This window comes from Rhizobium yanglingense (assembly GCF_977109285.1).
Map to the genome: position 1 here is coordinate 125,560 of NZ_CDSAWY010000002.1, position 22,906 is coordinate 148,465.

21 protein-coding genes and 13 pseudogenes are annotated in these 22,906 nt (G+C 60.6%); 17 read left to right on the forward strand and 17 right to left on the reverse strand.

The window, feature by feature from the left end; genetic code table 11:
* The first annotated feature begins 238 nt into the window (after nucleotides 1-238).
* The 12 genes and pseudogenes from rpoZ to ACW4PC_RS01755 all read left to right on the forward strand — a co-directional run bounded on the left by rpoZ (nucleotide 239) and on the right by ACW4PC_RS01755 (nucleotide 9,670).
* Nucleotides 239-643, forward strand: a complete 405-nt coding sequence (rpoZ, locus tag ACW4PC_RS01700) for a DNA-directed RNA polymerase subunit omega (RefSeq protein WP_455872653.1) — start codon at nucleotides 239-241, stop codon at nucleotides 641-643.
* 120 nt (nucleotides 644-763) lie between these two features.
* The gene (locus tag ACW4PC_RS01705) at nucleotides 764-2,977 is read left to right on the forward strand and encodes a RelA/SpoT family protein (RefSeq protein ID WP_455872654.1); all 2,214 of its coding nucleotides are present in this window, start codon (nucleotides 764-766) and stop codon (nucleotides 2,975-2,977) included.
* Nucleotides 2,978-3,141: 164 nt separating this feature from the next.
* Nucleotides 3,142-3,292, forward strand: a pseudogene (locus ACW4PC_RS01710) (DUF3563 family protein).
* 147 nt (nucleotides 3,293-3,439) lie between these two features.
* Nucleotides 3,440-4,030 carry a DUF2062 domain-containing protein gene (locus ACW4PC_RS01715; RefSeq protein WP_455872655.1) on the forward strand — a complete coding sequence of 197 codons (591 nt, stop codon included), beginning with the start codon at nucleotides 3,440-3,442 and terminating at the stop codon, nucleotides 4,028-4,030.
* Between the two features lie 24 nt (nucleotides 4,031-4,054).
* A pseudogene (acpS, locus tag ACW4PC_RS01720) lies at nucleotides 4,055-4,460 on the forward strand (holo-ACP synthase).
* A 114-nt stretch (nucleotides 4,461-4,574) separates the two neighbouring features.
* A complete protein-coding gene (gene lepB, locus ACW4PC_RS01725; RefSeq protein ID WP_455872656.1) occupies nucleotides 4,575-5,318 on the forward strand; it encodes a signal peptidase I in 744 nt (247 codons plus the stop codon).
* Nucleotides 5,315-6,035 (forward strand): annotated as a pseudogene (gene rnc, locus ACW4PC_RS01730) (ribonuclease III). Before lepB ends, rnc begins: the two are co-directional and overlap by 4 nt.
* 7 nt (nucleotides 6,036-6,042) lie before the next feature.
* Nucleotides 6,043-6,987: pseudogene (era, locus tag ACW4PC_RS01735) on the forward strand (GTPase Era).
* A gap of 253 nt (nucleotides 6,988-7,240) precedes the next feature.
* Nucleotides 7,241-7,676: pseudogene (locus ACW4PC_RS01740) on the forward strand (response regulator).
* Between the two features lie 78 nt (nucleotides 7,677-7,754).
* The gene (gene recO / locus ACW4PC_RS01745) at nucleotides 7,755-8,180 is read left to right on the forward strand and encodes a DNA repair protein RecO (RefSeq protein WP_455872657.1); all 426 of its coding nucleotides are present in this window, start codon (nucleotides 7,755-7,757) and stop codon (nucleotides 8,178-8,180) included.
* Nucleotides 8,128-8,574: a DNA repair protein RecO gene (recO, locus tag ACW4PC_RS01750; RefSeq protein ID WP_455872658.1), complete on the forward strand. Its 447-nt coding sequence runs from the start codon at nucleotides 8,128-8,130 to the stop codon at nucleotides 8,572-8,574. Before recO (ACW4PC_RS01745) ends, recO (ACW4PC_RS01750) begins: the two co-directional genes overlap by 53 nt.
* Nucleotides 8,575-8,672: 98 nt before the next feature.
* Nucleotides 8,673-9,670, forward strand: a pseudogene (locus tag ACW4PC_RS01755) (aldo/keto reductase).
* On the opposite strand, the pseudogene ACW4PC_RS01760 reads toward ACW4PC_RS01755, so the two are convergent.
* From ACW4PC_RS01760 to ACW4PC_RS01785, 6 genes and pseudogenes are all read right to left on the reverse strand, one after another.
* Nucleotides 9,667-10,538: pseudogene (locus tag ACW4PC_RS01760) on the reverse strand (MOSC domain-containing protein). The pseudogenes ACW4PC_RS01755 and ACW4PC_RS01760 sit on opposite strands and share 4 nt — an antisense overlap.
* Before the next feature lie 9 nt (nucleotides 10,539-10,547).
* Nucleotides 10,548-11,208 (reverse strand): annotated as a pseudogene (locus ACW4PC_RS01765) (HD domain-containing protein).
* A gap of 158 nt (nucleotides 11,209-11,366) precedes the next feature.
* Nucleotides 11,367-11,570, reverse strand: coding sequence for a hypothetical protein (locus tag ACW4PC_RS01770; protein ID WP_455872953.1), 204 nt, complete (start codon nucleotides 11,568-11,570; stop codon nucleotides 11,367-11,369).
* A gap of 171 nt (nucleotides 11,571-11,741) precedes the next feature.
* On the reverse strand, nucleotides 11,742-11,999 hold the full coding sequence (locus tag ACW4PC_RS01775) for a hypothetical protein (protein WP_455872659.1): 258 nt from the start codon (nucleotides 11,997-11,999) through the stop codon (nucleotides 11,742-11,744).
* A 144-nt stretch (nucleotides 12,000-12,143) separates the two neighbouring features.
* A complete protein-coding gene (locus tag ACW4PC_RS01780) occupies nucleotides 12,144-12,734 on the reverse strand; it encodes a diguanylate cyclase domain-containing protein (RefSeq protein ID WP_455872932.1) in 591 nt (196 codons plus the stop codon).
* 227 nt (nucleotides 12,735-12,961) lie between these two features.
* Nucleotides 12,962-13,193: pseudogene (locus ACW4PC_RS01785) on the reverse strand (diguanylate cyclase); the annotation flags it as partial.
* Nucleotides 13,194-13,625: 432 nt separating this feature from the next.
* On the opposite strand from ACW4PC_RS01785, the gene ACW4PC_RS01790 reads away from it, so the two are divergent.
* Nucleotides 13,626-13,955: a hypothetical protein gene (locus ACW4PC_RS01790; protein ID WP_455872660.1), complete on the forward strand. Its 330-nt coding sequence runs from the start codon at nucleotides 13,626-13,628 to the stop codon at nucleotides 13,953-13,955.
* A gap of 181 nt (nucleotides 13,956-14,136) precedes the next feature.
* Nucleotides 14,137-14,601, forward strand: coding sequence for a superoxide dismutase family protein (locus ACW4PC_RS01795; RefSeq protein ID WP_455872661.1), 465 nt, complete (start codon nucleotides 14,137-14,139; stop codon nucleotides 14,599-14,601).
* Between the two features lie 26 nt (nucleotides 14,602-14,627).
* On the opposite strand, the gene ACW4PC_RS01800 is transcribed toward ACW4PC_RS01795, so the two are convergent.
* The 9 genes and pseudogenes from ACW4PC_RS01800 to ACW4PC_RS01840 form a co-directional block, all read right to left on the reverse strand.
* Complete coding sequence (locus tag ACW4PC_RS01800) at nucleotides 14,628-15,203, reverse strand: hypothetical protein (protein WP_455872662.1); 576 nt, start codon at nucleotides 15,201-15,203, stop codon at nucleotides 14,628-14,630.
* A 66-nt stretch (nucleotides 15,204-15,269) separates the two neighbouring features.
* On the reverse strand, nucleotides 15,270-16,172 hold the full coding sequence (locus ACW4PC_RS01805) for a mechanosensitive ion channel family protein (RefSeq protein ID WP_455872933.1): 903 nt from the start codon (nucleotides 16,170-16,172) through the stop codon (nucleotides 15,270-15,272).
* Nucleotides 16,173-16,204: 32 nt separating this feature from the next.
* Complete coding sequence (locus ACW4PC_RS01810) at nucleotides 16,205-16,735, reverse strand: tyrosine phosphatase family protein (RefSeq protein WP_194729323.1); 531 nt, start codon at nucleotides 16,733-16,735, stop codon at nucleotides 16,205-16,207.
* A complete protein-coding gene (locus ACW4PC_RS01815) occupies nucleotides 16,732-17,307 on the reverse strand; it encodes a YfbR-like 5'-deoxynucleotidase (RefSeq protein WP_455872934.1) in 576 nt (191 codons plus the stop codon). The genes ACW4PC_RS01810 and ACW4PC_RS01815 overlap by 4 nt, the downstream gene beginning before the upstream one ends.
* Nucleotides 17,308-17,333: 26 nt before the next feature.
* Entirely contained in the window at nucleotides 17,334-18,173 is an 840-nt protein-coding gene (gene ygfZ / locus ACW4PC_RS01820) for a CAF17-like 4Fe-4S cluster assembly/insertion protein YgfZ (protein ID WP_455872663.1), read from the reverse strand.
* A gap of 79 nt (nucleotides 18,174-18,252) precedes the next feature.
* Nucleotides 18,253-19,003: pseudogene (locus ACW4PC_RS01825) on the reverse strand (hypothetical protein).
* 11 nt (nucleotides 19,004-19,014) lie between these two features.
* Nucleotides 19,015-19,272, reverse strand: coding sequence for a hypothetical protein (locus tag ACW4PC_RS01830; protein WP_027507415.1), 258 nt, complete (start codon nucleotides 19,270-19,272; stop codon nucleotides 19,015-19,017).
* A gap of 100 nt (nucleotides 19,273-19,372) precedes the next feature.
* Nucleotides 19,373-19,804 carry a TIGR02301 family protein gene (locus ACW4PC_RS01835; protein ID WP_455872664.1) on the reverse strand — a complete coding sequence of 144 codons (432 nt, stop codon included), beginning with the start codon at nucleotides 19,802-19,804 and terminating at the stop codon, nucleotides 19,373-19,375.
* Nucleotides 19,805-19,864: 60 nt separating this feature from the next.
* Nucleotides 19,865-20,282, reverse strand: a pseudogene (locus tag ACW4PC_RS01840) (NUDIX hydrolase).
* Between the two features lie 83 nt (nucleotides 20,283-20,365).
* On the opposite strand from ACW4PC_RS01840, the pseudogene ACW4PC_RS01845 reads away from it, so the two are divergent.
* From ACW4PC_RS01845 to ACW4PC_RS01855, 3 genes and pseudogenes are all read left to right on the forward strand, one after another.
* Nucleotides 20,366-20,687, forward strand: a pseudogene (locus ACW4PC_RS01845) (YnfA family protein).
* Between the two features lie 43 nt (nucleotides 20,688-20,730).
* Nucleotides 20,731-21,492: an SOS response-associated peptidase gene (locus ACW4PC_RS01850; protein WP_455872665.1), complete on the forward strand. Its 762-nt coding sequence runs from the start codon at nucleotides 20,731-20,733 to the stop codon at nucleotides 21,490-21,492.
* Nucleotides 21,493-21,581: 89 nt separating this feature from the next.
* A pseudogene (locus ACW4PC_RS01855) lies at nucleotides 21,582-21,746 on the forward strand (amino acid transporter); the annotation flags it as partial.
* Here the strand turns inward: ACW4PC_RS01855 and ACW4PC_RS01860 are convergent.
* Both ACW4PC_RS01860 and pssA read right to left on the reverse strand, forming a co-directional pair.
* Nucleotides 21,743-21,886, reverse strand: a complete 144-nt coding sequence (locus ACW4PC_RS01860; RefSeq protein WP_455872666.1) for a hypothetical protein — start codon at nucleotides 21,884-21,886, stop codon at nucleotides 21,743-21,745. The pseudogene ACW4PC_RS01855 and the gene ACW4PC_RS01860 overlap by 4 nt on opposite strands.
* A 168-nt stretch (nucleotides 21,887-22,054) precedes the next feature.
* A complete protein-coding gene (gene pssA / locus ACW4PC_RS01865) occupies nucleotides 22,055-22,900 on the reverse strand; it encodes a CDP-diacylglycerol--serine O-phosphatidyltransferase (protein WP_022714661.1) in 846 nt (281 codons plus the stop codon).
* Between the last annotated feature and the right edge of the window lie 6 nt (nucleotides 22,901-22,906).

The following is a 22,906-nucleotide window of genomic DNA, read 5'->3' on the forward strand; positions in this document are numbered from 1 at the left end:
CAATGGCTTAGTTAACGAAGAAAGAATAATTCTTAATTTATGAATTATTCATATAAAGGAGATTTAGGGCACAATTCGGCATATTCCAAGCAACTAACGGTGGAATTGTCACATTCACTCGAAAATTTTAGCAAGGCGACCCATAAACGGTGGGGCGGTGCATGAAAAACTTGAATTCGTCGGCTTTTAATTGTATCGGGCGTTCTAATCCCGAAATCACGACCGTAAAGGACAGGCAATGGCCCGTGTCACAGTTGAAGATTGCATCGACAAAGTTGAGAACCGCTTCGAGCTGGTTCTGCTTGCCAGCCACCGCGCCCGGCTGATTTCCCAGGGTGCCTCGATCACCATCGATCGCGACAACGACAAGAACCCCGTCGTGGCGCTGCGCGAAATCGCCGATGAAACGCTGTCTCCCGACGATCTGAAGGAAGACCTCATCCACTCGCTGCAGAAGCACGTCGAAGTCGACGAGCCCGAGCCCGACCCGGCAAGCCTCATTGTCGCTGGTGGCGTTGCGGCTGCGGAAGGCGAGGAGCAGGACGATCAGCCCGAGACGATCACTTTCGACCAGATGTCGGAAGAAGAGCTTCTGGCCGGTATCGAAGGTCTCGTGCCTCCGGAAAAGAGCGACGACTACTGATACGTCGCCAGACGATTACCAATCGTCAATCTTGCGCCTTTATTGCTAAGGCATATTATTACCAGCGCGTGCGCCAATCGGTGATTGGCGCGCTTTTGTTTTTATTGGAGTAGTTCCGGGATGATGCGGCAGTACGAGCTCGTGGAGCGGGTGCAGAAATACAAGCCCGACGCCAATGAAGCTCTGCTGAACAAGGCCTATGTCTATGCCATGCAGAAGCATGGACAGCAGAAGCGTGCCAGTGGTGATCCCTATATCTCCCATCCGCTCGAAGTCGCCGCGATTCTGACGGACATGCATCTCGACAAGTCGACCATCGCCGTCGCTCTGCTGCATGATACGATCGAGGATACGACGGCGACACGCGCCGAAATCGACGAGCTCTTCGGCGAAGATATCGGCCGGCTGGTCGAAGGCTTGACGAAGATCAAGAAGCTCGATCTCGTCACCAAAAAGGCCAAGCAGGCGGAAAACCTGCGCAAGCTGCTGCTGGCGATCTCCGACGATGTCCGCGTGCTGCTCGTCAAGCTGGCCGACCGCCTGCACAATATGCGCACGCTCGACCATATGTCGGCTGACAAGCGTGCCCGTATCTCCGAGGAGACGATGGAGATCTATGCGCCGCTTGCGGGTCGCATGGGTATGCAGGACATGCGCGATGAGCTGGAGGAGCTTTCCTTCCGCCATATCAACCCGGAGGCTTACGAAACCGTCACGAAGCGTCTGCAGGAACTCTCGCAGCGCAACGAAGGCCTGGTCAAGAAGATCGAAACGGAACTGCGCGATCTGCTGGTGGCCAACGGCTTGACGACGGCTAAGGTCAAGGGGCGTCAGAAGAAGCCCTACTCGGTTTTCCGCAAGATGCAATCGAAGTCGCTTTCCTTCGAGCAGCTTTCGGATGTCTATGGCTTCCGCATCCTCGTCGAGGACGTCCCAGCCTGCTATCGCGCGCTCGGCATCGTTCATATGCGCTGGCGCGTCGTGCCTGGCCGCTTCAAGGACTACATCTCAACGCCAAAGCAGAACGACTACCGTTCGCTGCACACGACGATCGTCGGCCCCTCAAGCCAGCGCATCGAACTGCAGATCCGCACCAAGCGCATGCATGAGATCGCCGAATACGGCATCGCCGCGCACGCCCTTTACAAGGACGGCGCGACCAATAGCGAGGGAGATATTCTCTCGCGCAAATCCAATGCCTATTCATGGCTCCGCCACACGATCGAGGCGCTGGCCGAAGGCGATAGCCCCGAGGAATTCCTCGAACACACCAAGCTTGAGCTGTTCCAGGACCAGGTCTTCTGCTTCACGCCGAAGGGCAAACTGATCGCCTTGCCGCGCGGCGCAACGCCGATCGACTTTGCTTATGCCGTTCACACCAATATCGGCGACACGACGGTTGGCGCCAAGATCAACGGCCGCATCATGCCGCTGGTGACAAGACTTGCGAACGGCGACGAGGTCGAGATCATCCGCTCCGGCGTGCAGGTGCCGCCAGCTGCGTGGGAGGAGATCGTCGTGACCGGCAAGGCGCGTGCCGCAATCCGCCGTGCCACGCGCCTGGCGATCCGCAAGCAATATGCCGGCCTCGGCCACCGCATTCTGGAGCGCACCTTCGAGCGGGCGGGGAAGATATTTTCCCGGGACGCGATGAAGCCGGCGCTGCACCGCCTCGGCCAGAAGGATGTCGAGGACGCGATCGCCGCCGTTGGCCGGGGCGAGATGTCGTCGCTCGATGTCCTGCGCGCTGTCTATCCTGACCATCAGGATGAGCGTGTGACCGTCAAGCCGAGCGGCGATGACGGCTGGTTCAATGTCCGCAGCGCCGCTGGCATGATCTTCAAGGTTCCAGACAAGGCCAAGACGGAGGCGGAGACGGATGCCGATATGGGCCCGATCCGCGGCATTTCCGGCAATATCGCCGTGCAGTTCGCACCCGCAGGCGCCGTGCCCGGCGATCGTATCGTAGGCATCATGGAGAAGGGGAAGGGCATCACCATCTACCCGATCCAGTCGTCCGCGCTGCAACGTTTCGATGACCAGCCCGATCGCTGGATCGATGTGCGCTGGGACCTGGACGAGGCCAACAAGTCGCGCTTCATGGCGCGCGTGCTCATCAACGCATTGAACGAGCCGGGCACGCTGGCCAAGGTGGCGCAATCCGTTGCAGGCCTTGATGTGAATATCCGTTCCTTAAACACGGTGCGCGTCGCCGCCGACTTCACCGAAATGGCGGTCGATGTCGAAGTATGGGATCTCCGCCAGCTCAACCAGCTGCTCGCGCAGCTGAAGGATCTGGATTGCATTGCGACGGTGCGGCGCCTCTACGACTGAGGCGTCTGCACATTTTATGATCGCTTTGTTGCAGAATTCGCGTACCAAAAAGGCAAGACATGCACGTGTTGCATGGCTGTGCCTATATTAGAGCGTTGGTAATTGTGCACTGCAGCACCTATCTTCCGGTCATCAGAGAATGAACGAAAGAAAGAGCCAACGCCATGTTTACTCCGATCAAGAAAATCGCCCGCGCTCTTCGCGTTCCCAGCGTACAGGAACGTGAAATGGCATACCTCAACGGTTCGTATCGACCGAATTGATCTTGAATACCGTCAGCGTCAGGTTGACCGGGGTCTGTTCCGTAGCCGTTGATTGCGGGTTCTAGACCTCCAAGGATGCAAAAGGGCGCCACGCATGACGCGCGCCCTTTGGTGAAGAGCTCTCGGCGGCGGCTGAGGCGAGCCCCGAGACTCTTGACTGCTCTTGTCATGGCGACCTGCGCGGCCCTAAATAGCCGCCATGCTGTTTCGCCGTAGAAAACCTGCAGGATTTCGTGAAAGGACGCGAGAGCTGTTCTGGCCCCGCAAGGGCTTTCTGCGTCCGCTGCGCTATTTGAAGATGCGCATCCTGCGCCTGACGGCTTCGCCGCACGCCGTGGCAATGGGCGTTGCAGCCGGCGTCTTCGTATCCTGGACGCCGTTCATCGGCGTGCATTTCATCATGGCCTTCGTGCTTGCCTACTTCCTCTCCGGAAACATGGTTGCGGCAGCGCTCGGCACGGCGGCCTTCGGCAATCCCCTCACATATCCCTTCATCTGGGCGGCGACCTGGGAAATCGGTCATCTGCTGCTCATGCGCGAAGATGCGATGACCGGGCAGTCCGTCGATCTGATGGAGCTTTTTCACAAGCTCCGTTTCACCGAGCTGTGGAAGCCGGTGCTCGAGCCCATGCTGATCGGCGCCATTCCTCCGGCCGCCATCAGCTCCGTTGTGCTTTATATCCTGACGTTCTACACCGTTAAGGGTTTTCAGGTCCGCCGCCGCGAGAGGCTGATGGAGCGGGCGCGCCTTCACCTTGCCCATCCCACGCAGGATATTCCGACTGTATGATTTCGTTTCGACGAGAGGCATTGCATGATCATCGGCATTGGCAGCGATCTCATCGACATCCGCCGTGTCGAAAAGTCGCTCGAGCGCTTCGGCGAGCGCTTCACCCACCGTTGCTTCACCGAGATCGAGCGGGCGCGCTCCGACCGCCGCGCCAACCGCGCCGAATCCTATGCGAAGCGTTTCGCCGCCAAGGAAGCCTGTTCGAAGGCGCTCGGCACCGGGCATGGCGCAGGGCGTTTTCTGGAAGGATCTGGGTGTCGTCAATCTGCCGAGCGGCAAGCCGACGATGCAGCTGACGGGCGGCGCCGCTGTCGTGCTTCAGTCCATGCTGCCTGCCGGACACAGGGCGATGGTGCATTTGACGATAACCGATGATTATCCGCTTGCTCAGGCATTCGTGATCATTGAAGCCCTGCCGGAAAGCGCGTGAGGAGCGGCGTGTGGTCGCTTTTAATGTTCGCGGCATTGCCGCCACCCGCCGAAGCCGCTAGAGAGAAGCAAACAGAGAATGCGCCGCTGCGGCGCCTTTAAGGAACAAGACTGCGTGTCCGAAAAAGCCGATACTAAGCCGAACGCCCTTTGGGAAAATATTAAAGTCATTATTCAGGCATTGTTGCTGGCGATGGTGATCCGGACGGTCTTCTTCCAGCCGTTCACGATACCATCCGGCTCGATGATGCCTACCCTGCTCGTCGGCGACTACATCTTCGTCAACAAATTCGCTTACGGCTATTCGAAATACTCGCTGCCTTTCTCGCCGAACCTTTTCAGCGGCCGCGTCTTCGGCTCCGAGCCGAATCGCGGCGATATCGTCGTCTTCCGCTTCCCGCCGAACCCGGACATCGACTACATCAAGCGCGTCGTCGGGCTGCCGGGCGACCATATCCAGGTGACGGATGGCGTGCTCCATATCAATGGCAAGCCGGTTCCGAAGGTGGCCGACGGCGCCTTTACCTCGGATTACAAGCTCGATCCGGGCGAAGACGTGCCGGTGTTCCGCGAAACGCTCGACGATGGCAAGACCTACGACACGCTGGACCAGTCGCCCGTTTCGCGCGGCGACAACACCCAGGATTTCGTCGTGCCGGAAGGCCATTACTTCATGATGGGCGACAACCGCGACAATTCTCTCGACAGCCGTTTCGACGTCGGCTTCGTTCCGGCGGAAAACCTCGTCGGCCGCGCCAGCGTCATCTTCTTCTCGCTCGGCAACGACACGTCGTTCCGCGAAATCTGGAAATGGCCGGCCAACATGCGGTGGGACCGCCTCTTCAAGGTTGTTGAATGAGTAAAGTGCAGACGCTTTCGGCGGCGGACCGGACGAGGCTTGAAGCCTTGATCGGCCACGAGTTCGCCGGGAAGGAGCGCCTGGACCGGGCTTTGACGCATGCGAGCGCCCGCACGCGAGAAGGGCGCCAATTACGAACGTCTGGAGTTCCTGGGCGACCGTGTGCTGGGCCTCTGCATCGCCGAACTGCTTTTCCGCACCTTCGGGACGGCCGGGGAGGGCGAGCTGTCGGTGCGCCTGAACCAGCTGGTCAGCGCCGAGACCTGCGCGGAAGTGGCCGACGAACTGGGTCTGCACCTATTTGTCCGCACAGGCGCCGACGTCAAGAAGCTCACCGGCAAGCGCATGATGAACGTGCGCGCCGATGTAGTCGAAAGCCTGATCGCGGCACTCTATCTCGACGGCGGTCTTGAGGTCGCCCGCCGCTTCATCCTGAAATACTGGGAAAAGCGGGCGACCCGCGCCGACGGCGCAAAGCGGGACGCCAAGACCGAACTGCAGGAATGGGCGCACGCGAAATTCGGCGTCACGCCGCAATATCGGGTTGAAGAACGCACCGGGCCGGATCATGATCCGCGCTTCACGGTGACGGTGGAAGTGGTCGGCGTGAAACCGGAAACGGGAGTCGAGCGCTCGAAGCGTGCGGCCGAACAGGTCGCCGCAGCAAAGATGCTGGAACGCGAAGGCATTTGGCAGAAAGCCTCTGCCGGAAATTGACGGGACAATGACGGAAGAAGAACGATATGGCGCATGAAGTCGCCGCTGAAACCAATGGCGAAACGCATTCCGGCTTCGTCGCCCTGATCGGCCCGACCAATGCCGGAAAATCGACGCTTGGTAAACCGCCTCGTCGGTGCCAAGGTCTCGATCGTCAGCCACAAGGTGCAGACGACGCGCGCCATTGTCCGCGGCATCGCGATCCATGGCAATGCGCAGATCGTCTTCATGGATACGCCCGGCATCTTCAAGCCGCGCCGCAGACTGGACCGCGCCATGGTCACGTCGGCCTGGGGCGGGGCCGAGGATGCCGATCTCATCATGCTGCTGATTGACAGCGAGCGCGGCCTGCGCGGCGACGCGGAGGCGATCCTGGAAGGGCTCAAGGAGGTGCGACAGCCGAAGATCCTCCTGCTCAACAAGATCGACCGCGTCAAGCGCGAAGACTTGCTGGCGCTGGCCGCTGCCGCCAACGAGAAGATCGCCTTCGAGCAGCACCTTCATGATCTCGGCGGAGAACGGCTCCGGCTGCGACGACGTCATGGATTATCTGGCCAAGACCCTGCCCGAAGGCCCGTGGTACTATCCGGAAGATCAGATTTCCGATCTGCCGATGCGCCAGCTCGCCGCCGAGATCACCCGCGAAAAGCTCTTCCTGCGCCTGCACCAGGAGCTTCCCTACGCCTCCCACGTCGAAACGGAAAAATGGGAAGAGCGCAAGGATGGCTCGGTCCGTATCGAGCAGGTGATCTATGTCGAGCGCGACAGCCAGAAGAAGATCACGCTTGGCAAGGGTGGCGAGACGATCAAGGCGATCTCCTCGGCATCCCGAAAGGAACTCGCCGAAATCCTCGAGCAGCCGGTGCACCTGTTCCTCTTCGTCAAGGTGCGCGAGAACTGGGGCGATGACCCGGAGCGGTTCCGGGAAATGGGGCTCGACTTTCCGCGTTGACCGATTGAGAAAGACCGGCTCGAATGGCTTGGCGATACCAGGCGGCCGCCCATAAAATTCCTGCGGCCCTTTGGCCAACCAGCCTGGTTATGTCTTTTTTGAATGCAAATTAGCGTCAAGCAGAAAATAAGGTCGGTGATGCCACTTTTCCTCCGATTTTGCTTCTTATCGACCAGATCGGAAAAGCGGCTCACTCAGGTAGCATGGCCTATAGCCCGCTAACCGGGCCATAAGGGGGTACCAGAGGGTAAAGATGCGGGTTAAGCAGACGGTGTGCGCCGTAAACAGGCGTTCAGACGAAGGGCGCGGAGATCATGAACGCAAGCCGTGTTCTGGTCCTTGAAGACAGTCTCATCATTGCGATGGAAGCGGAAGATATGCTCCGCGCCGGTCGGCGTGGAGAGTCATCGATATCGTCAAGCGGCCTCGATCAGGCGATGGATGCCGTTGAAGTCGGAAAGCATATGATTTCGCGCTGCTCGACGTCAATCTCGGCGAGGGCAATGAGCTTCGGCTTTGCCCGGCATCTTGAATCGACATCGGGCATCCCTTTCGGCTTCGTCAGCGGCTATTCCGACACGCGACGACTTCCCACCCGGACCTCCAGGATGTGCCGCTTCTCGTAAAGCCCTTCGACGAAGGTGCGATGCGCGAATTCCTGCGAGAAGCTCTTTCCGACTGCCGCATGACGCGGTTCCTGACGGACGCCAGGCCTTGCATTGCAGCGCGTCTTCAGACGCGCATAGGACGCTGTAACGCGTTGACTTATGCAGGATCAATTCCGCAAGCTTGAGGTTCGTTCGCCATGCAGTGGCAGGATCAGTGCAATCATTCTTGGCGTCAAACGCCACGGCGAGACCAGCGTCATTGCCGAGGTGATGACGCGTGCTCGGGGCCGGCATCTCGGGCTGGTGCGCTCCGGCCGTTCGCGCGCGATGCAGCCGGTACTGCAGCCCGGCAACGAGGTGGATGTCATCTGGCGCGCGCGCCTCGACGAGCATCTCGGCGAATTCCGCGTCGAGCCGCTGCGCTTGCGCGCAGCACGGCTCATGGAAACGGCGACCGCCGTCTATGGGGTGCAGGCGATGGGCGCTCTTTTACGGCTTTTGCCGGAGCGCGACCCGCATCCGCATCTTTACGATGCGCTCGAAGTCATCCTCGACAATCTCCACAATCCGGCGCGATGCCGGTGAACTCTTCGTGCGCTTCGAGCTCGCCGTGCTCAACGACCTCGGCTTCGGCCTTGACCTTGCCGAATGCGCCGCAACGGGCGCGCGGTCCGATCTTGCCTATGTCTCGCCGAAATCCGGCCGGGCGGTCAGCCGCGTCAGCCGGTGCCCCCTGGGCGGACAAGATGCTGCGTGCTGCCGGCGCTTTCTCCGCGCCGACGGCAATGATGCCGCCGACTTCGACAGTCTGAGCGCGGCCTTTCGCCTGACGGGCTTTTTCCTCCATCGCCACGTCTACGAGCCGCGCGGGCATCGAAGCCGACTGGCAGCCCGCGACGGCTTCATTCAGGCAGCCCTTAAGGCACTCAATGCGTCTCTCGGGGCCGTTCCTGCAGCGCCGGACGAGCTCTCGGCCTGAGGGTGGTTTTTCACTGCTGAAAAACATGCTGCGGAATTGGAGGTTTATCCGTTCCGGCGTCCGGCCTATGTCTGCTCATATTGCTTTGGAGGACTTTCATGCTGACGAAGACAGATAATGCGACAACGATCACCCTCTGGAATGGCCGCGAAATCCCGAGGCTCGGCATGGGCTGCTGGGCGATCGGAGGGCCGTTCTTCGCAGGCGACGTGCCACTCGGCTGGGGGGAGGTCGACGATGACGAGTCGATCGAGGCCATTCATCGCGCCGTCGATCTCGGCATCCGCTTTTTCGACACGGCTTCGAACTATGGCGCCGGGCATTCGGAAGAAGTCGTTCGGCCGCGCGATCGGCAATCGCGACGATATCGTTATTGCCACGAAATTCGGTTTTGCCACCGACGAGAAAACGAAGCAGGCAACGGGCGCCTTTGCCGATCCGGCCTTCATCCGCCAATCGGCGGAAACGTCGCTGCGCCGGCTGAAGCGCGAGCGGCTCGATCTCCTGCAGTTCCACCTGAACGATTTCCCGCTGGAAGCGTCGGACGAAGTTTTCGATGCCCTCGAGGCACTCAAGGCACAGGGTAAGATCGACGCCTTCGGTTGGAGCACGGACTTCCCGGATCGCGCCGCCCGCCACGCAGGTTGCAAGGGCTTCGTATCCATACAGCACACGATGAATGTCTTCGAGCCGGTGCCGGCCATGGTCGATGTAGTCGAGAAGAACGGCCTGCTGTCGATCAACCGCGGTCCGCTGGCGATGGGGCTTTTGAGCGGCAAGTTCACCGCCGGAGAAGACAGTCGGCGCCAAGGATGTCCGCGCCACGAGCCTCGACTGGATGGTTTATTTCAAGGATGGGCGCATCGCGCCGGAATTCGCAGCCCGCCTGGAAGCCGTTCGCGACCTGCTGACCACCGGCGGCCGCACGCTGACACAAGGCGCTCTTGCGTGGTTATGGGCACGCTCGCCGCGCACGCTGCCCATTCCCGGTTTTCGCACAGTCGCCCAGGTTGAGGAAAACGCCGGTGCTTTGGAAAAGGGACCGCTGCCACGGGATGTTATGGCACGGATCGATGCGGCGCTAGCCGGCCGTTAACCCGCCGCGCGCACCTTGAAAGCCCAGCCTTCCGGCCGTTCCTCGATGATGGTGACGGCATCGCCGATGGCGACCCGGCCGGTGCCGCGCGGTACGGCATTCCAGCCGAAAATCGCGCCGCGCACGCGGCGATCTGCCGACATGCGGATGCGGCCCATGGCGGGCATCGGGTTTGGCACCTCGCGCGAGCCCGTCATTTGGTCCTGCGTCGTCATGATGCAGCGCGCGCAGGGTTTCACGAGATCGAAACGGATGCCGCCGATCTCGATTGCCGCCCAGCGGTCCTCCGGCCAGGCTTCGTCCGTATCGATAACGATGTTCGGCCGGAAGCGCTCCATGCCGACGCTACCCTCTGCATGCGAGGCGAGGTTGGCGTTCAGCGCTTTCAGCGAGCCGGTCGTCGTCACCAGGATCTGATAGCCGTCCGCAAATGTCATGGGAGTGTCACCGCCTGCCCATTCGGGATTCGGCGATGCGTTGCGCCCGGCTATCGAAGAAGACCAGGCTTCACGTCCCGTCCGAGCCATTCGGAAAGCCGAGCGTTGCTTTCGTCGATCGGCAACTGCGGCATTCACGCAGGGATTTCCAGACGATCGACACCCATGCGGCGGTCCAGGCTGCGGCGGCGCGACGGCGATATGTCCGGCTTCCCCGTCATCAGCAGCCGGAAAGCACTCCGGCTCGGGCTGGACTTCGATCCGTGGCGAGTGCCGGGCAATTCGCGTTGCGTGATGAAATGACCGTCAGGATCCGTCACCATCGCGCGCCGGTCGCCGGGAAGGCCGATAGGCGTCTATCCGCCGAGAAAGGCATGCGCGATGGCGCGGGCGCTCTTGAGCGGATAGATAAAAAGATCGCTAACGCGCATTTCGTTCTCCTAAATCTCGTCCATGAATGCCGTGAGGAAGTCGCGCAAGACGCTTGTCGCGTTCGGCGGCAAGGGCTGCGACCCGCCACCGTCTGAAATCCGTCGGCAAGTTTGAACAGCTTTGTCTGGAAATGGTCAATGGCATAGCGCCGGTCGTCGAGGGGGCGACGTCTGCGGCAGCCGGATCGAATGGATCATAAAGGCCCGAGGCCAGTGCGGCCGCCGATATAGAAGCAGCGCGCCGACGCCCACCATGCCGATTGCGTCGAGGCGGTCGGCGTCTTGCAGGATCTTCGCGCTTCCAGGGTTTCCGGCATGATGTTGGCAGAAAAGCTGTGGGTGGTGATCGCATGCGCAACGGCCGCGATCTCATCTGCCGCTCCAGCCCAGTTTCTTCAGGATCGCCGGATGCCTTCTCTGCGGCGAGTGCCGAAGCTTTGGAGCGCAACGGTGAGCTCTTTTCGACCGCGACGCAGTCATGGAGCAGAACGGCGGCGGCTAGGATCCGACTCGTTGCCGCCCTCTGTTGCGTGTATCCGCATCGCATTGCGGAAGACGCGCAGGATATGGGCAAGGTCGTGCGACCCGTCATCGCCCTCTGTGGCGTAGGCGCAGTGAGTTTGGCCGCGGCAGACGTTTCAAAAGGAGAAAAGGCCTTGGCTTCGAACATTGCGCCACCTGTCACGCGGAAGATCGTTTTCGCCGATGGAGCATCGGCTCGGACGTGGATGCGACATAAAAGGACGCGACAACGAAATTCCGGAATGCAGCCGATTTTGTAGCGGCTTGCCGTGCGAGTGCAATCGAGAGCGATCTCAGCGCTCGCCTTCAGAAACCATGGATGCCGCCGAGCGTCGATGCGGGAGAGCAGCCGCGCGACGTCAGCGCGCAGGTGTCGGCGGGCTGATGTAGTAGCCTTGAATCTCGTCGCATTCCTCGCTTTCGAGCAGCGCTCTTCTGTTCGGCCGTCTCGACGCCTTCGACGGTGACGCGCATGCCGAGCGCGTCGCCGAGCAGGATGATCGCGTGCATGATGGCATAGGCTTCCTTGTTCTCGGACGATTTCGCAGACGAACGATTTGTCGATCTTGATCTTGTCGAAGGGGAAGCTGCTCAGGTAGCTCAGCGACGAATAGCCGGTGCCGAAATCATCCATGGAAATCCGGATGCCGCGCTCCTTTAAGGCATGAAGGATCGGCAGCGCTATCGCTCGAGATTTTCCATCAGCACGCTTTCGGTGATCTCCAGTTCCAGCCGCGCCGGCGATATCGCAGCGTCCGCAATCGCCTTATCGACATCGCGACAGTCAGATTGCTGCTGGTGAACTGGATCGCCGAGACGTTGACGGCGATCTTGATGTCTTCTGGCCAGCATGCGGCCTCGCGGCACGCCTGTTGTCAGGACCCAGCGCCCGATATCGACGATGAGGCCGACCTCTTCGGCAAGTGGGATGAACTCCATCGGCGGCACGCGGCCGCGCGTTCGGATGGTTCCAGCGTATCAAGGGCTTCGAAACCGCAAATGCGCTGCTGACGCGAGGTCGTAGAGCGGCTGGTAATGCAGTTCGAATTCGTCGCTGTGCAATGCCAGCTTCGAAGGTCGGCTTCAAGCGCGTGGCGCGGCCTGGATACGGCGATGCCATCTCGCTCGTGAAGAATCGCTCGCGTTTGCGTCCGTCCGCCTTGGCCTGCGAGAGCGCGACACCGGCGTTGCGGAGCAATGCGTCGGTCTCGGCACCATCTTCGGGCGCGAGTGCGATTCCCATCGGAGACGCTGAGCTCGATCTGCTTGTCGCCGCGAGAAGAAGGGCTCGGAAAGCTCGCGGCGGATCTGGTCGGCAAGCGCCGTGACATTCCACGGCTGCTGCCTTCCACGTTGAAGAATCGCGAATTCATCGGAGCCGAGGCGGGCCAGCGTATTCTCGCTGCTAGCCGATGCACGGATGCGTTCTGCAACCTGGCGAAGGATGGTGTCGCCGGTCGAAACGCCCATCGTATCGTTGATGGATTTGAAGCGGTCGAGGTTCAGGTGCACGAGCGCGATCTGCTCGTTTGGCGCGCGCTCGGAAAGGGCGGCATCGACCTGCTCGCGAAAACGGATGCGGTTCGGCAGGCCGGTCAGCGGATCGTGATGCGCGAGGTGGGCGATCCGCTCGGCGGCCTTCCGCTCTTCGGTGATGTCTGAATGGATCGCGATATTGCTGCCATCCGGTAAGGACGGTCACAATGCACTGAAGATAATGCGGCCGTCGTCCATCAGCCATTCGCGCCGGCGGATTTTACTCTTGGCCGCGGCGGCATGTCGCCCAGTACGCCGTCTTTGGAGCTTGGTAAGCGGATCGAACCAGCTTCCTCTCTTTTCCGTGGGATCCTGGTGACTGTAGAGCCCGCACAGAAACTCCAGGGACTGCCTGATCTTGCGGCAGAAACCGAAGAGCTGGCGGAACCGGATCGTTGCAGAGCGATCAGGCGCTGTGCCGACATCGAAGACGCTGAGACCGAGCGGCAGGTTATCGAGCACGAGGGAAAAAAGGGCATGCTTGCGGCCATAGCTCCGATAGGTTTCGATGACCAGCGCCATCAGGCGCTTCGCATCGACTGAACCGTCGTTGTTTACGGCTTGGGTGCATTGCTGCCAAAAGAGCGCTATCAGCATCCATGAGGGCAATTATCCTACATGCAGGCCGCTGCGAATTACCGCTGATCCCCATAGCTCAAATCCGAGCAGGAAACGCCGCGCTTCGCACCGGGCATGCAAAGGCCTTTCTGAAAATCTTTAAAATATTCGATTTAAACAATACCGGAAACGACCGGTTCTGCTGCGGCAACCCGTTGCAATCATTATCTGTGGGCCGAATTAACAATCGGTTGCCTGCGAAGTATACGTATATTTCACCTATGCCACGTGCACGCGTAGGATGCAAGGCGGCAAGCTTCGTGTAAAAGCTTTGTCAACCTTGATTAATGAGAAGTTAACAACTTATTGACCCGACTCGCAAATCAGTTTATCCACCGAGTCAGTTTTGATTTTCCCCCATCGTATTGCGTACAGACATCACCGGAAAAAAGGCGGTGAACGGAGGTTTGTATGACTCATGTTTCATCTGTTTCAGAAACGTCTTATGCCTATTTGGCGACCCTATCGCGGCTGGACGCGAATGGTGACGGCGTATTGAGCCGCGGGGAGCGTGCAGCTGATGAAAAGCCCGGCATTTTCAAGCGGTTCAGTGAAGACGATGCAGGAGACCAGCCGCGCTCCACAGCTGGCGACAATGTTCTCGCGCTGATGATCGAGCTTGGCGATAGCGGCGCCGGGAGCGTTGCATCGAATTCTCAGGATGCGGCAGGCGAGAGCGATCACGCCTCCGAACTCTACCGCAATACATACGGCCAGTACGACCTCGACATCGCGTCCTGAGGTTGACCTGCAGCAATCGATGAAGCCGGCCTCGAATGGCCGGCTTTTTGTTTGCCTGATCTGCAGCAGGAACACCTTCCTCCATGAGGCGTTGGGAACAATAAGCTCTCAAAAATGGAAGGAATCCGGATGGCAAGGATAGTGCACAATCGCGGCATTCGCCATTGCCGCAACGGCTTCGATGGCATTTGCGCAGGATAAGCAGACAGCGGTTGCAAATTTTGTCGGCGAGGACGGCAAGGAGAACGGCCGTGCGACGCTGACGGCTGCGGCCAGCGGCGGCGTACTAATCGAACTCGAGGTCTCCGGCCTTCCGTCAAACCGATGGGTGGGGTTCCATGTCCACGAAGTCGGCAAATGCGACCCGGCCACCCATCATGAATCGGCAGGCAAGCATTTCAATCCGACGGAGGCCGAGCATGGCATCCTGACAGCCAAGGGTCCGCATGCCGGCGATATGCCGAATCAATTTGTCGACCAACACGGCGTGCTGCGCGCCCAGGTCTTCAACAGCATGGCGACGCTTGACGGCAAGGAGGACGGCGTTCGCGGCCGTGCGCTGATGATCCACGCAAATTCGGATGACTATCGCAGTCAACCGGCGGGCGATGCAGGCGCAAGGCTCGCTTGCGGCGTTATCGAATGAAAGGTTGGTCGAGGCGCGCCGTCTTCTCAACTGTAGTAGAACCGCTCGGCGTACCAGTCCGTCGAAGCCATCGGCTTTTCCTGCGCAACCCAGCGGGCGATATCGCTTTCCTCCAGCAAATCCGCCGTCACCTGATCTTCTACGCCGACAAAGATGAGATTGGTATTTTCCCTGAGGCGCGGGTCGAGCGTAAAGCCCATCCGGCTGTCATTGGCGCTGTGAAGCAGGTCCATCCGGACATAGAAGAATTCCGGATGGTAGCTCATCTCGCTTGCCTCGTTGAAGGCATGCGCGACGTCGATGACCGACTTCGCAGGACCATTATAGGCGGTAATCGCCTCGTTAAGCCCAAAGGTCGCCCCGTAAAGAGCGGCGGAGCGGGCGGGAATGATGGTGATTTCGCCGTTCGTCAGATCGATCTGCTGACCAGAAAAGCCGCTGACCTGACCGTCGAGCGCGCCTCGGAAGAAATAGGAGAAGCGCCCGCGCGTCAGATAGATCGCCTGCCAGCGAAACCGGACATATTCCTCCGACGGCCCCATAAGGTCCTTCAGGGTCTGCAGGCACTGCAGAAACGTATCACGGTAGTTCGGCAGCGGCATCGGTCGATCTCCTTGGGAGGTTAACCGATGGAGAGTCAAAACGTTCCGTGCCGGAGTGCCGGTTGCCTACCGGCGGCTTTTTCGTTCCGGCATCACAGGCTCTCCGGCTATCATTTCGGCATCGGCGACCGCCGTCGGCCCGGACTGCGCTTCGCCGCCGTATAGGGGAATGAGATGCCCGGCCTGATCGAAGGCGAGCTTGGCACGCTTGATCATGTCGCGGCTCACGCCCCACCAGTCCCCGGTCTTGGCCCAATAGCGCAGCGTGAGACCGATCGTTGCGCCGCTCATGCTGTCGATGAAGACGGCAGGGGCTGGCGTTTTCAGGATGCGCGGGTCGGCCTTGGCAAAGCCGAGCAATCGCTCCATGGCGGCATCGGCATCGTCCTCATAGGCGAGGCTTATCTTCAACTCGTTCTGGCGCGTTGGTTCCCGGCTGTAGTTGGTGATCGGCGTGTTCCAGAGGATCGAATTCGGAGCGAGCCGATAGAGCCCGTCAAATGTCTTGAACTCCGTGGCGAAGAGACCGATCTCGCGAACGGTGCCCGAGACGCTGCTCGTCTCGATATATTCCCCGACCCGGAAGGGGCGCAGGATGAGCAGCATGATCCCCGCCGCGATATTCTGCAGTGTTCCCTGCAGCGCCAGGCCGATCGCCAGGCCCGCAGCGCCAAGAGCAGCGATGATCGACGCAGTCTGAACGCCGAACTGGGCAAGAACCGTGACAAAAACGAGGATCAGCAGAGCATAGCGCAAGACATTCGTGAAGAAACGCGCCAGCGTTTCGTCGATGCCACGCACCCGCGACATGCCTTCATAGGCCCAACGGCTCACGAAGCTCGCCATGACCCAGCCGGCGATCAGAAGGATAATCGCTCCGAGGATCGAGAACGAGTATTGCACGGCAAGTGCGCTTGCCTCGTTGAGCGCGGTGCGGGTTGCCGCGATGACGTCCGTTGCCTGCTCCATGCCAAGGCTAGATGGGGCAGGCGGCAGAAGCGTCAACCGTCAAATTCTGTCGTCACCGAGAACACGAAAGGCGCATTGCCATCGGCATCAGCACCGCGTCCGATGGCGCGGACGGCATCCACCAGACGGCCCTTTCTTTGGAGCAGCACATCGCCGATTTCGACGATGCGGGCATTGGGCGTCGCATAGGGCGAGGCGCTGCGCAGGCGCTTTGCCAGCGCCATCTCGTCCTGGTCCGGCGCAAGGGAAAGCGCGGCGATCAGGGCGGCGGCGGGGGAGCGGGAAACTCCCATCCAGCAATGGATTAGCAGAGGCGAGCGCTGATCCCAGGCGGCGGCAAAATCGATCAGCTGGCGCACATGCGCCTCCTCAGGTGCGACGAGATTTCCTGTTCCCTTGAAGGCGATATCATTCATGTACAGGAGCAGGTGGCGGTCGGCGGCAATCACGCCGGGCCGGTGGAAGGCCTGTTCCTTTGCCATCAGGCTGATCATTTCCCGCGCGCCGTGGCGCACCGCCATTTCGGCGATCCGGAAAAGCGGCGAGACGACGATCCTCGTCATGGTTTCGCACTCCTCCGCATCGTCTCGATTGCCTCGAAGCGCTCGCAGAAGAGCCGCTGTGCCTCCAGCGCCGGAAGCGGCTCGATCAACAGCATGTCCTTGCTGATGCCGCGCGGCTGGCCGAAGAATTTCCGGGCTTCGACAGGCGTGAAACCGGCCAGGCAGGTCGCCTCGAAATAGGCCGCGATCGTATCGGCCTTCTTGATCTTATCCTTGAGTTCCCGTGACGGGTGCGGCGGCAGGCCGAAGCGCAGGTGAACCGCCGCCTCGAGACGCTTCTCCACGGCCTTATAGCCGCCGCCGACGACTGCCTTGAACGGCGAGATCATGTCGCCGATCACATATTCCGGGGCATCGTGCAGCAGCGCCATCATGCAATCGTCCGGCGTCGCATGGTTGAACCGCCGGAAAATGTCCTCGACGACGAGGCAGTGCTGGGCGACGGAGAAGGCATGGTTCCCGCAGGTCTGGCCGTTCCAACGCGCGACACGCGCCAGCCCGTGGGCGATATCGCTGAGCTCGACATCGAGCGGCGAGGGGTCGAGCAGATCCAGGCGTCGTCCAGACAGCATGCGCTGCCATGCGCGCGGCTCCTTGCTCACGCGCTCGCCTCGTCGGCGCTCGCAGGGAAGGTGAGGCCGGACCAGCGCGGCAGTCTTAGCGATACGGTCGTCTCTCCCGCCAGCAGTGGAATGCCGCTTGCGATGGCTTCGCCGACGCGATCGATGCGGACGATCGCAAGCCCATTTTTGCCGACAACGGTGCCCAACGCGCCGACCGGCTTTCCGGCAGCGGTGATCTCGGTCCCTGTGGCGGGCAGATCGGCATCGGCGCTGACTGATACGACACGCCGGCGCGCGGTGCCGCGATGCTGCATGCGGGAAACCACCTCCTGACCGACATAGCATCCCTTTTTGAAGGAAAGACCACCGTTCAGATCCAGCAGCACGTCATGCGGAAACGCGTCCTGGAGGGTGAAATCCGCACCGGAAATCGCTACGCCGTGCGCGGCGCGCAGGGTATCATAAAGCATGGCATCCGCCGTGCCATGATTGCCGCGGCAGCGCAGAAGCACCTCCCCGGCCCTCGCAAAGCGGCTGTCGGCCACGCCTTCGGCGGCCTCTTCGTCCCAGGACACGGTAACGCCTTGCTCTTCGACCGGTTCAAGTGTCACGGCGGCGTGCAGTTTGTACATGGCCAGCCGCTTCAAGAGTGCATCCCGCTGGCCGGCGTCGGTCTCGATGATGAAATCGGCACCGCCGCGCCAGATCATGAAGTCGAACAGGATCTTGCCCTGCGGTGTCAGCAGCGCGCCCGGCCGGGCTTCGCTTGCGGAAAGTGAGACGATGTCGGTCGTAATGAGATTGTGCAGAAAGGCTTCGGCGTCGGCCCCGCTGACGCGGATAAGCGCGCGATCCTTCAGAAAGACGGCTGGCATGGCGGAACCTGTCGCGTTCGTTATCGCTCAGAAGTAAGTCTTCCGTGCGCTGGCTGCAAGCGGGATTGAAAGGCCAAGCTCAGTCGCCGGCCGTGAAGAACTTCCATTTGCCGGCGGGCGTAATGCCGAGACGGTAGAAATTGTAGCCGCCGAATTCCTGCATGTCGGAAAGGTCGCCCGCAGTGACGATGCGCAACAGTTCCACGCGTTCCGGCGGGGTCAGAGCCTTCAAATCCTTCTCGGCGAAATAAGGCCAGACATACATCTCGTCCGGCGTGCCTGCGCCGACATGCACAAAACCGGTCGAGATCACGTCGAGCATGATTGCAAGGATCTCGTCGCCGTCCGGGTCGCCCGATAGGTCTTTCAGCGTGCCGATCGGGTCGTCCGTCGGTTCGCCCACTGACACTTGCGTCTGTTCGGCACCGCTGCCGAAGAGCGGCCGCAGGCGCTCCAGGTCGCCGGATGCTGCGGCTTCTACGATCTGCTCGCGCATGCGGCGCACCGGCTCCGGCACCTTGCTGATGTCGTAGATTACTTCGGCAGGCTTCGCATCGTCACTCGCGCCGGGCGTCGTGTCGCTTCCTTGGCTGCTGTCCTTGCTGACGATGGGATCTGGCATCGGCAAGCCCGGAGACGTTGAAGACGGTGTCTGGGACTGTCCGGAATTTTTCTGATCGGCCGCCTGCGGATCGGCTTGGCCGGGAATCTTCTGGAGTTCAGAAAGAGCATTTGCCGAAGGAGCCGCCAAGAATGCCGGCGCTGAGACAAACAGCGAGCAGGAGCGGCGCGATCGAAAGCCGCGGTTCGGTGTCCTTACCGGTACGCATGGGACTCTCTATTATTGCAGGGTGCGGTTCGGAGAAAATTCGCCACCCAGCATACGTTCGCGCAGCGAATCCAGCAGCGCCTCTGCACCCTTTTCGCCATGGCGGCGGATCGTTTCGCGCAGCGCTTGAACGATTGCCGTGTCGGCAATAATCTCTGGCTCGATACCGTCAGCCATACCGTCGGCCCAGGCTTCGTTGTGGTACTCCAGAGCCGCCTGCATCTTTTCGTGGACGATCATGTCGTCGATGTCATTGAGGCTTGGTTCCATCATCTCTTCCTCAAATTGCATGCCTTACTGCCTGGTTAACAACTCTATCAGCCTTTTCCCAAAACGACACGTGCGCGAGTGAAAACAGGTTAATTTATCCCTAATTTCCGAAGCGCGAGGTAATTTCTGTGGCGAGTGTTGCACCTTCGTTACGGTAGCGCTCTTCTGCCACGATGGCTGATGGAGTGCAATCGTTGTAGACCGAAGCAAAAGCGCGGTAGCCGCGGTTGAACGCCGCCGTCAGCCTTTCCTTCCGCTGAGGTTCGTCTTTCGTCTCCGAATCCAGCAACTTTTGCATGTCGCCTCGCCATTCGCTGCCGCCAGGCGCCTTGCAGAGCGTGCGCAGGTAGTGGACCGAGCCGATCACCTCCGCCAGCCGCGAGAGCTTGTCGTCATAAGGCACGACTACGGGCGCTGCCGGCACGGCTTCGGGAACCGCCGGCGGAGCCTTGTCCTGCGCCCATGCCGCAGCCGCTATTGCCGAACCGGCGCAGACAACGAGAGGCAGAAAAACGCGTCGAACGGGAATCATATTGATAGATGATACCTGCGCCGTGACCGGAACAAGGCAGGGTGATGACTATCCACGCCGTTATTGTTGCACGGAGAGCCGTTCGGCACATTCAAGCACCGACTGCGGCACCGGCAAGCGGCGGATTTCCTCGACGGCGTACCAGCCGAGAGCCGCTGCGTCGTCCGACGCCACCGCCACTGCGTCCCCGTCAGCCTCCACGGTGAAGACCGAAAGGAGAAAGTGGCTGCTGACGCTGCCGTCGGCGGCATGGGCCGTCAGGTCGTAGGTCGCAAAGAGCTGTGGACTATAGGCGCGGATGCCGGTCTCCTCCTCAAATTCGCGCAGCGCCGTTTGATCAGGCGTCTCGCCATCCTCCGCCCGGCCGCCGGGAAAGGCATACATATCCGCAGACGGCGGGTTGCGGCGGAGCACGAGGAGAAAGCGGCCGTCGCGCTCGAGGATCGGCTGAAGACGCTGCTCTTGGTTTTGAAGTCATGACCTGCCGTCTCTACACTCAGCCGGGGATTTGCGTATTCTCGTTTTGAATATTCGATCGCCGATTCGAAGGGAAGGGGCACGCTGACCTATATCATCTACGCTTTTGCCGCACTCTTCGAAATCGCGGGCTGCTTTGCCTTCTGGGCCTGGTTGAGGCTGGGCAAGCCGATTGGCTGGCTCGCGCCGGGCGTGGTCTCGCTTGCCCTCTTCGCCTGGCTTCTAACGCTGGTGCCGAGCGAGGCGGCCGGGCGCACCTTCGCGGCCTATGGGGGCATTTATATCGTTGCATCGCTTGTCTGGCTGTGGCTTGCGGAAAACCGTGTTCCGGACCGTTGGGATATCGGCGGGGCGGCCGTCTGCCTTGCCGGCAACGGCGATCATTCTCTTCGGGCCGCGCAGTTAGGCTGTGCCTTGACGGTTGCGAAACAGGGTGCAAAGACAAATTCATGTGCGGACGCTATGCCTTGACGCTGACCCCGGAGGAGTTGAAGGAGATATTTGGGCTGCTGGAGCTCGGGGACTTTCCCGCGCGCTACAATATCGCGCCGACGCAGCCGATCCTCGTCGTCGTTTCCGGCGAAGCGCACGAGCGCGGCAGCAATCTTCCGGATCGCCGCGCCGTGCTGGTGCGCTGGGGTCTCACGCCGTCCTGGGTCAAGGATCCGAAGGAATTTCCACTGCTCATCAATGCGCGGGCCGAAACCGCAATCGGCAAGGCATCCTTCCGCGCCGCGATGCGCCATCGCCGGGTGCTCGTCCCGGCTTCCGGCTTTTACGAATGGCACCGTCCCTCGAAAGAAAGCGGCGAGAAACCGCAGGCTTATTGGATCAGGCCCCGCCGCGGCGGCGTGGTTGCCTTCGCCGGCCTGATGGAGACCTGGTCGTCGGCCGACGGCTCGGAAGTCGATACGGGCGCGATCCTGACCACGGCCGCCAACGCTTCCATCGCAACGATCCATGACCGCATGCCGGTCGTCATCAAGCCGGAGGATTTCGCCCGCTGGCTCGACTGCAAGACGCAGGAACCGCGCGACGTCGTCAGTCTGATGCAGCCGACGGACGAGGATTTCTTCGAAGCGATCCCCGTCGCAGACAAGGTCAACAAGGTCGCCAACATGGGAGCCGACCTGCAGACGCCCTTGGTGATCGAGAGGCCGCCGAAACCGCCCGGCAAGAAAGCTGGCGACGGCCAGCTCAGCTTCTTTTAAAACCCCATGTCATTCAGGATTTTCCTGAAACCCAAAGTTTCGATCGAGGCTGCCCTTTCGAGTTTGGGGCTTGGACAGGATCGCCTACGGGGGCCGGCGTCGCGTCGTCTGATTTTTTGGCTTGGAACATGGCGCGCCTGCTGCAGCCGGTATTGGCAAAACCCGCCGCGTGGCGGGTTCTCGATGTCATCATCGGTATCGCCATGAGCTTGCTGGCGATCAGCCTGCTCGTTCGCTTCTTCCGTCCGGCTTAGGCGATCTTCTTGACGAGGGCAGGCTTGCTCTTCAGCATCAGCGCGGCGGCCAGAACGGCCTTGAGGCCGAGCGGGCGGTAATGTGTGCTCAGATCCGGCTTTGCCACTTGTTCCGCCTGGTCTGTTTTCTTCGAGGTCACGATACTCTCCTTACACGCTTCCCTAGACTTTTTATTGGTCTGCTCTTTTATCGCCGAAAACGACAAAATAGAGGCATGGTTTATCAGGAATTGTGTACGCAATGCACATTGCGCGAGGCTTGATGCGAAGCCTCGCGCTCGTCGGGGCTTTACCGGGCGTGTACGAAATCAGATGTGGCGGCCGATATCGTCGTCGCCGTCGCCCGGTTCTTCGATCGTGAGCGTGCCGTACTTCAATCGCCACTTACGTGCTCCGAAGGGCAGCGACAGCAGATAGACGATGACGGTGAACACCATGACTTCCCAGGTAAAGCTCATCAGGAGAGCGACATAGAGCACGACGCCGAGCATCAGCGGCAGTACCAGATCGCGCCGCAAGCGGCTGCCTTCGGACTTGCCGGACCAGACGGGCAGGCGGCTGATGAGCAGGAAAGCGATCAGAACCGTATAGGCCGAAGAGATATAGGCGAAGGTGCGGTCTTCGGTGAGGCCGAGGAAGCCGAGATAGACAGGCAGCAGCACTAGCATGGCACCGGCAGGCGCAGGCACGCCGACGAAATATTCGGATTGCCAGGGCGCACGGTTTTCCCGTTCCGCCATGACGTTGAAGCGGGCGAGGCGGAGGCCTGCGGCGATCGCATAGATCAGCGCGGCGATCCAGCCAATGGAGCGCGCGCTGTCCAGCGCGAAGACATAGACGACGAGAGCGGGCGCGACACCGAAATTGACGATGTCGGCGAGCGAATCCATCTGCGCGCCGAACTTGGAGGTTGCTTTCATCAGGCGGGCGATGCGCCCGTCGATGCCGTCGAGAAAGGCGGCCAGCAGCACCATTATCACCGCCAGCTCGTAGCGGCTCTCGAAAGCCAGGCGGATGCCGGTGAGGCCCGCGCAGATCGCCAGAATTGTGATGAGATTGGGTACGACGAGGCGCAGCGGAATTTCGCGGAGCCGCGGACCGCGCGCCGAATCGTTCGGGCCGTTCGGTTCGAAGGGCGGAAAAGGCGTCTCCATAGCACG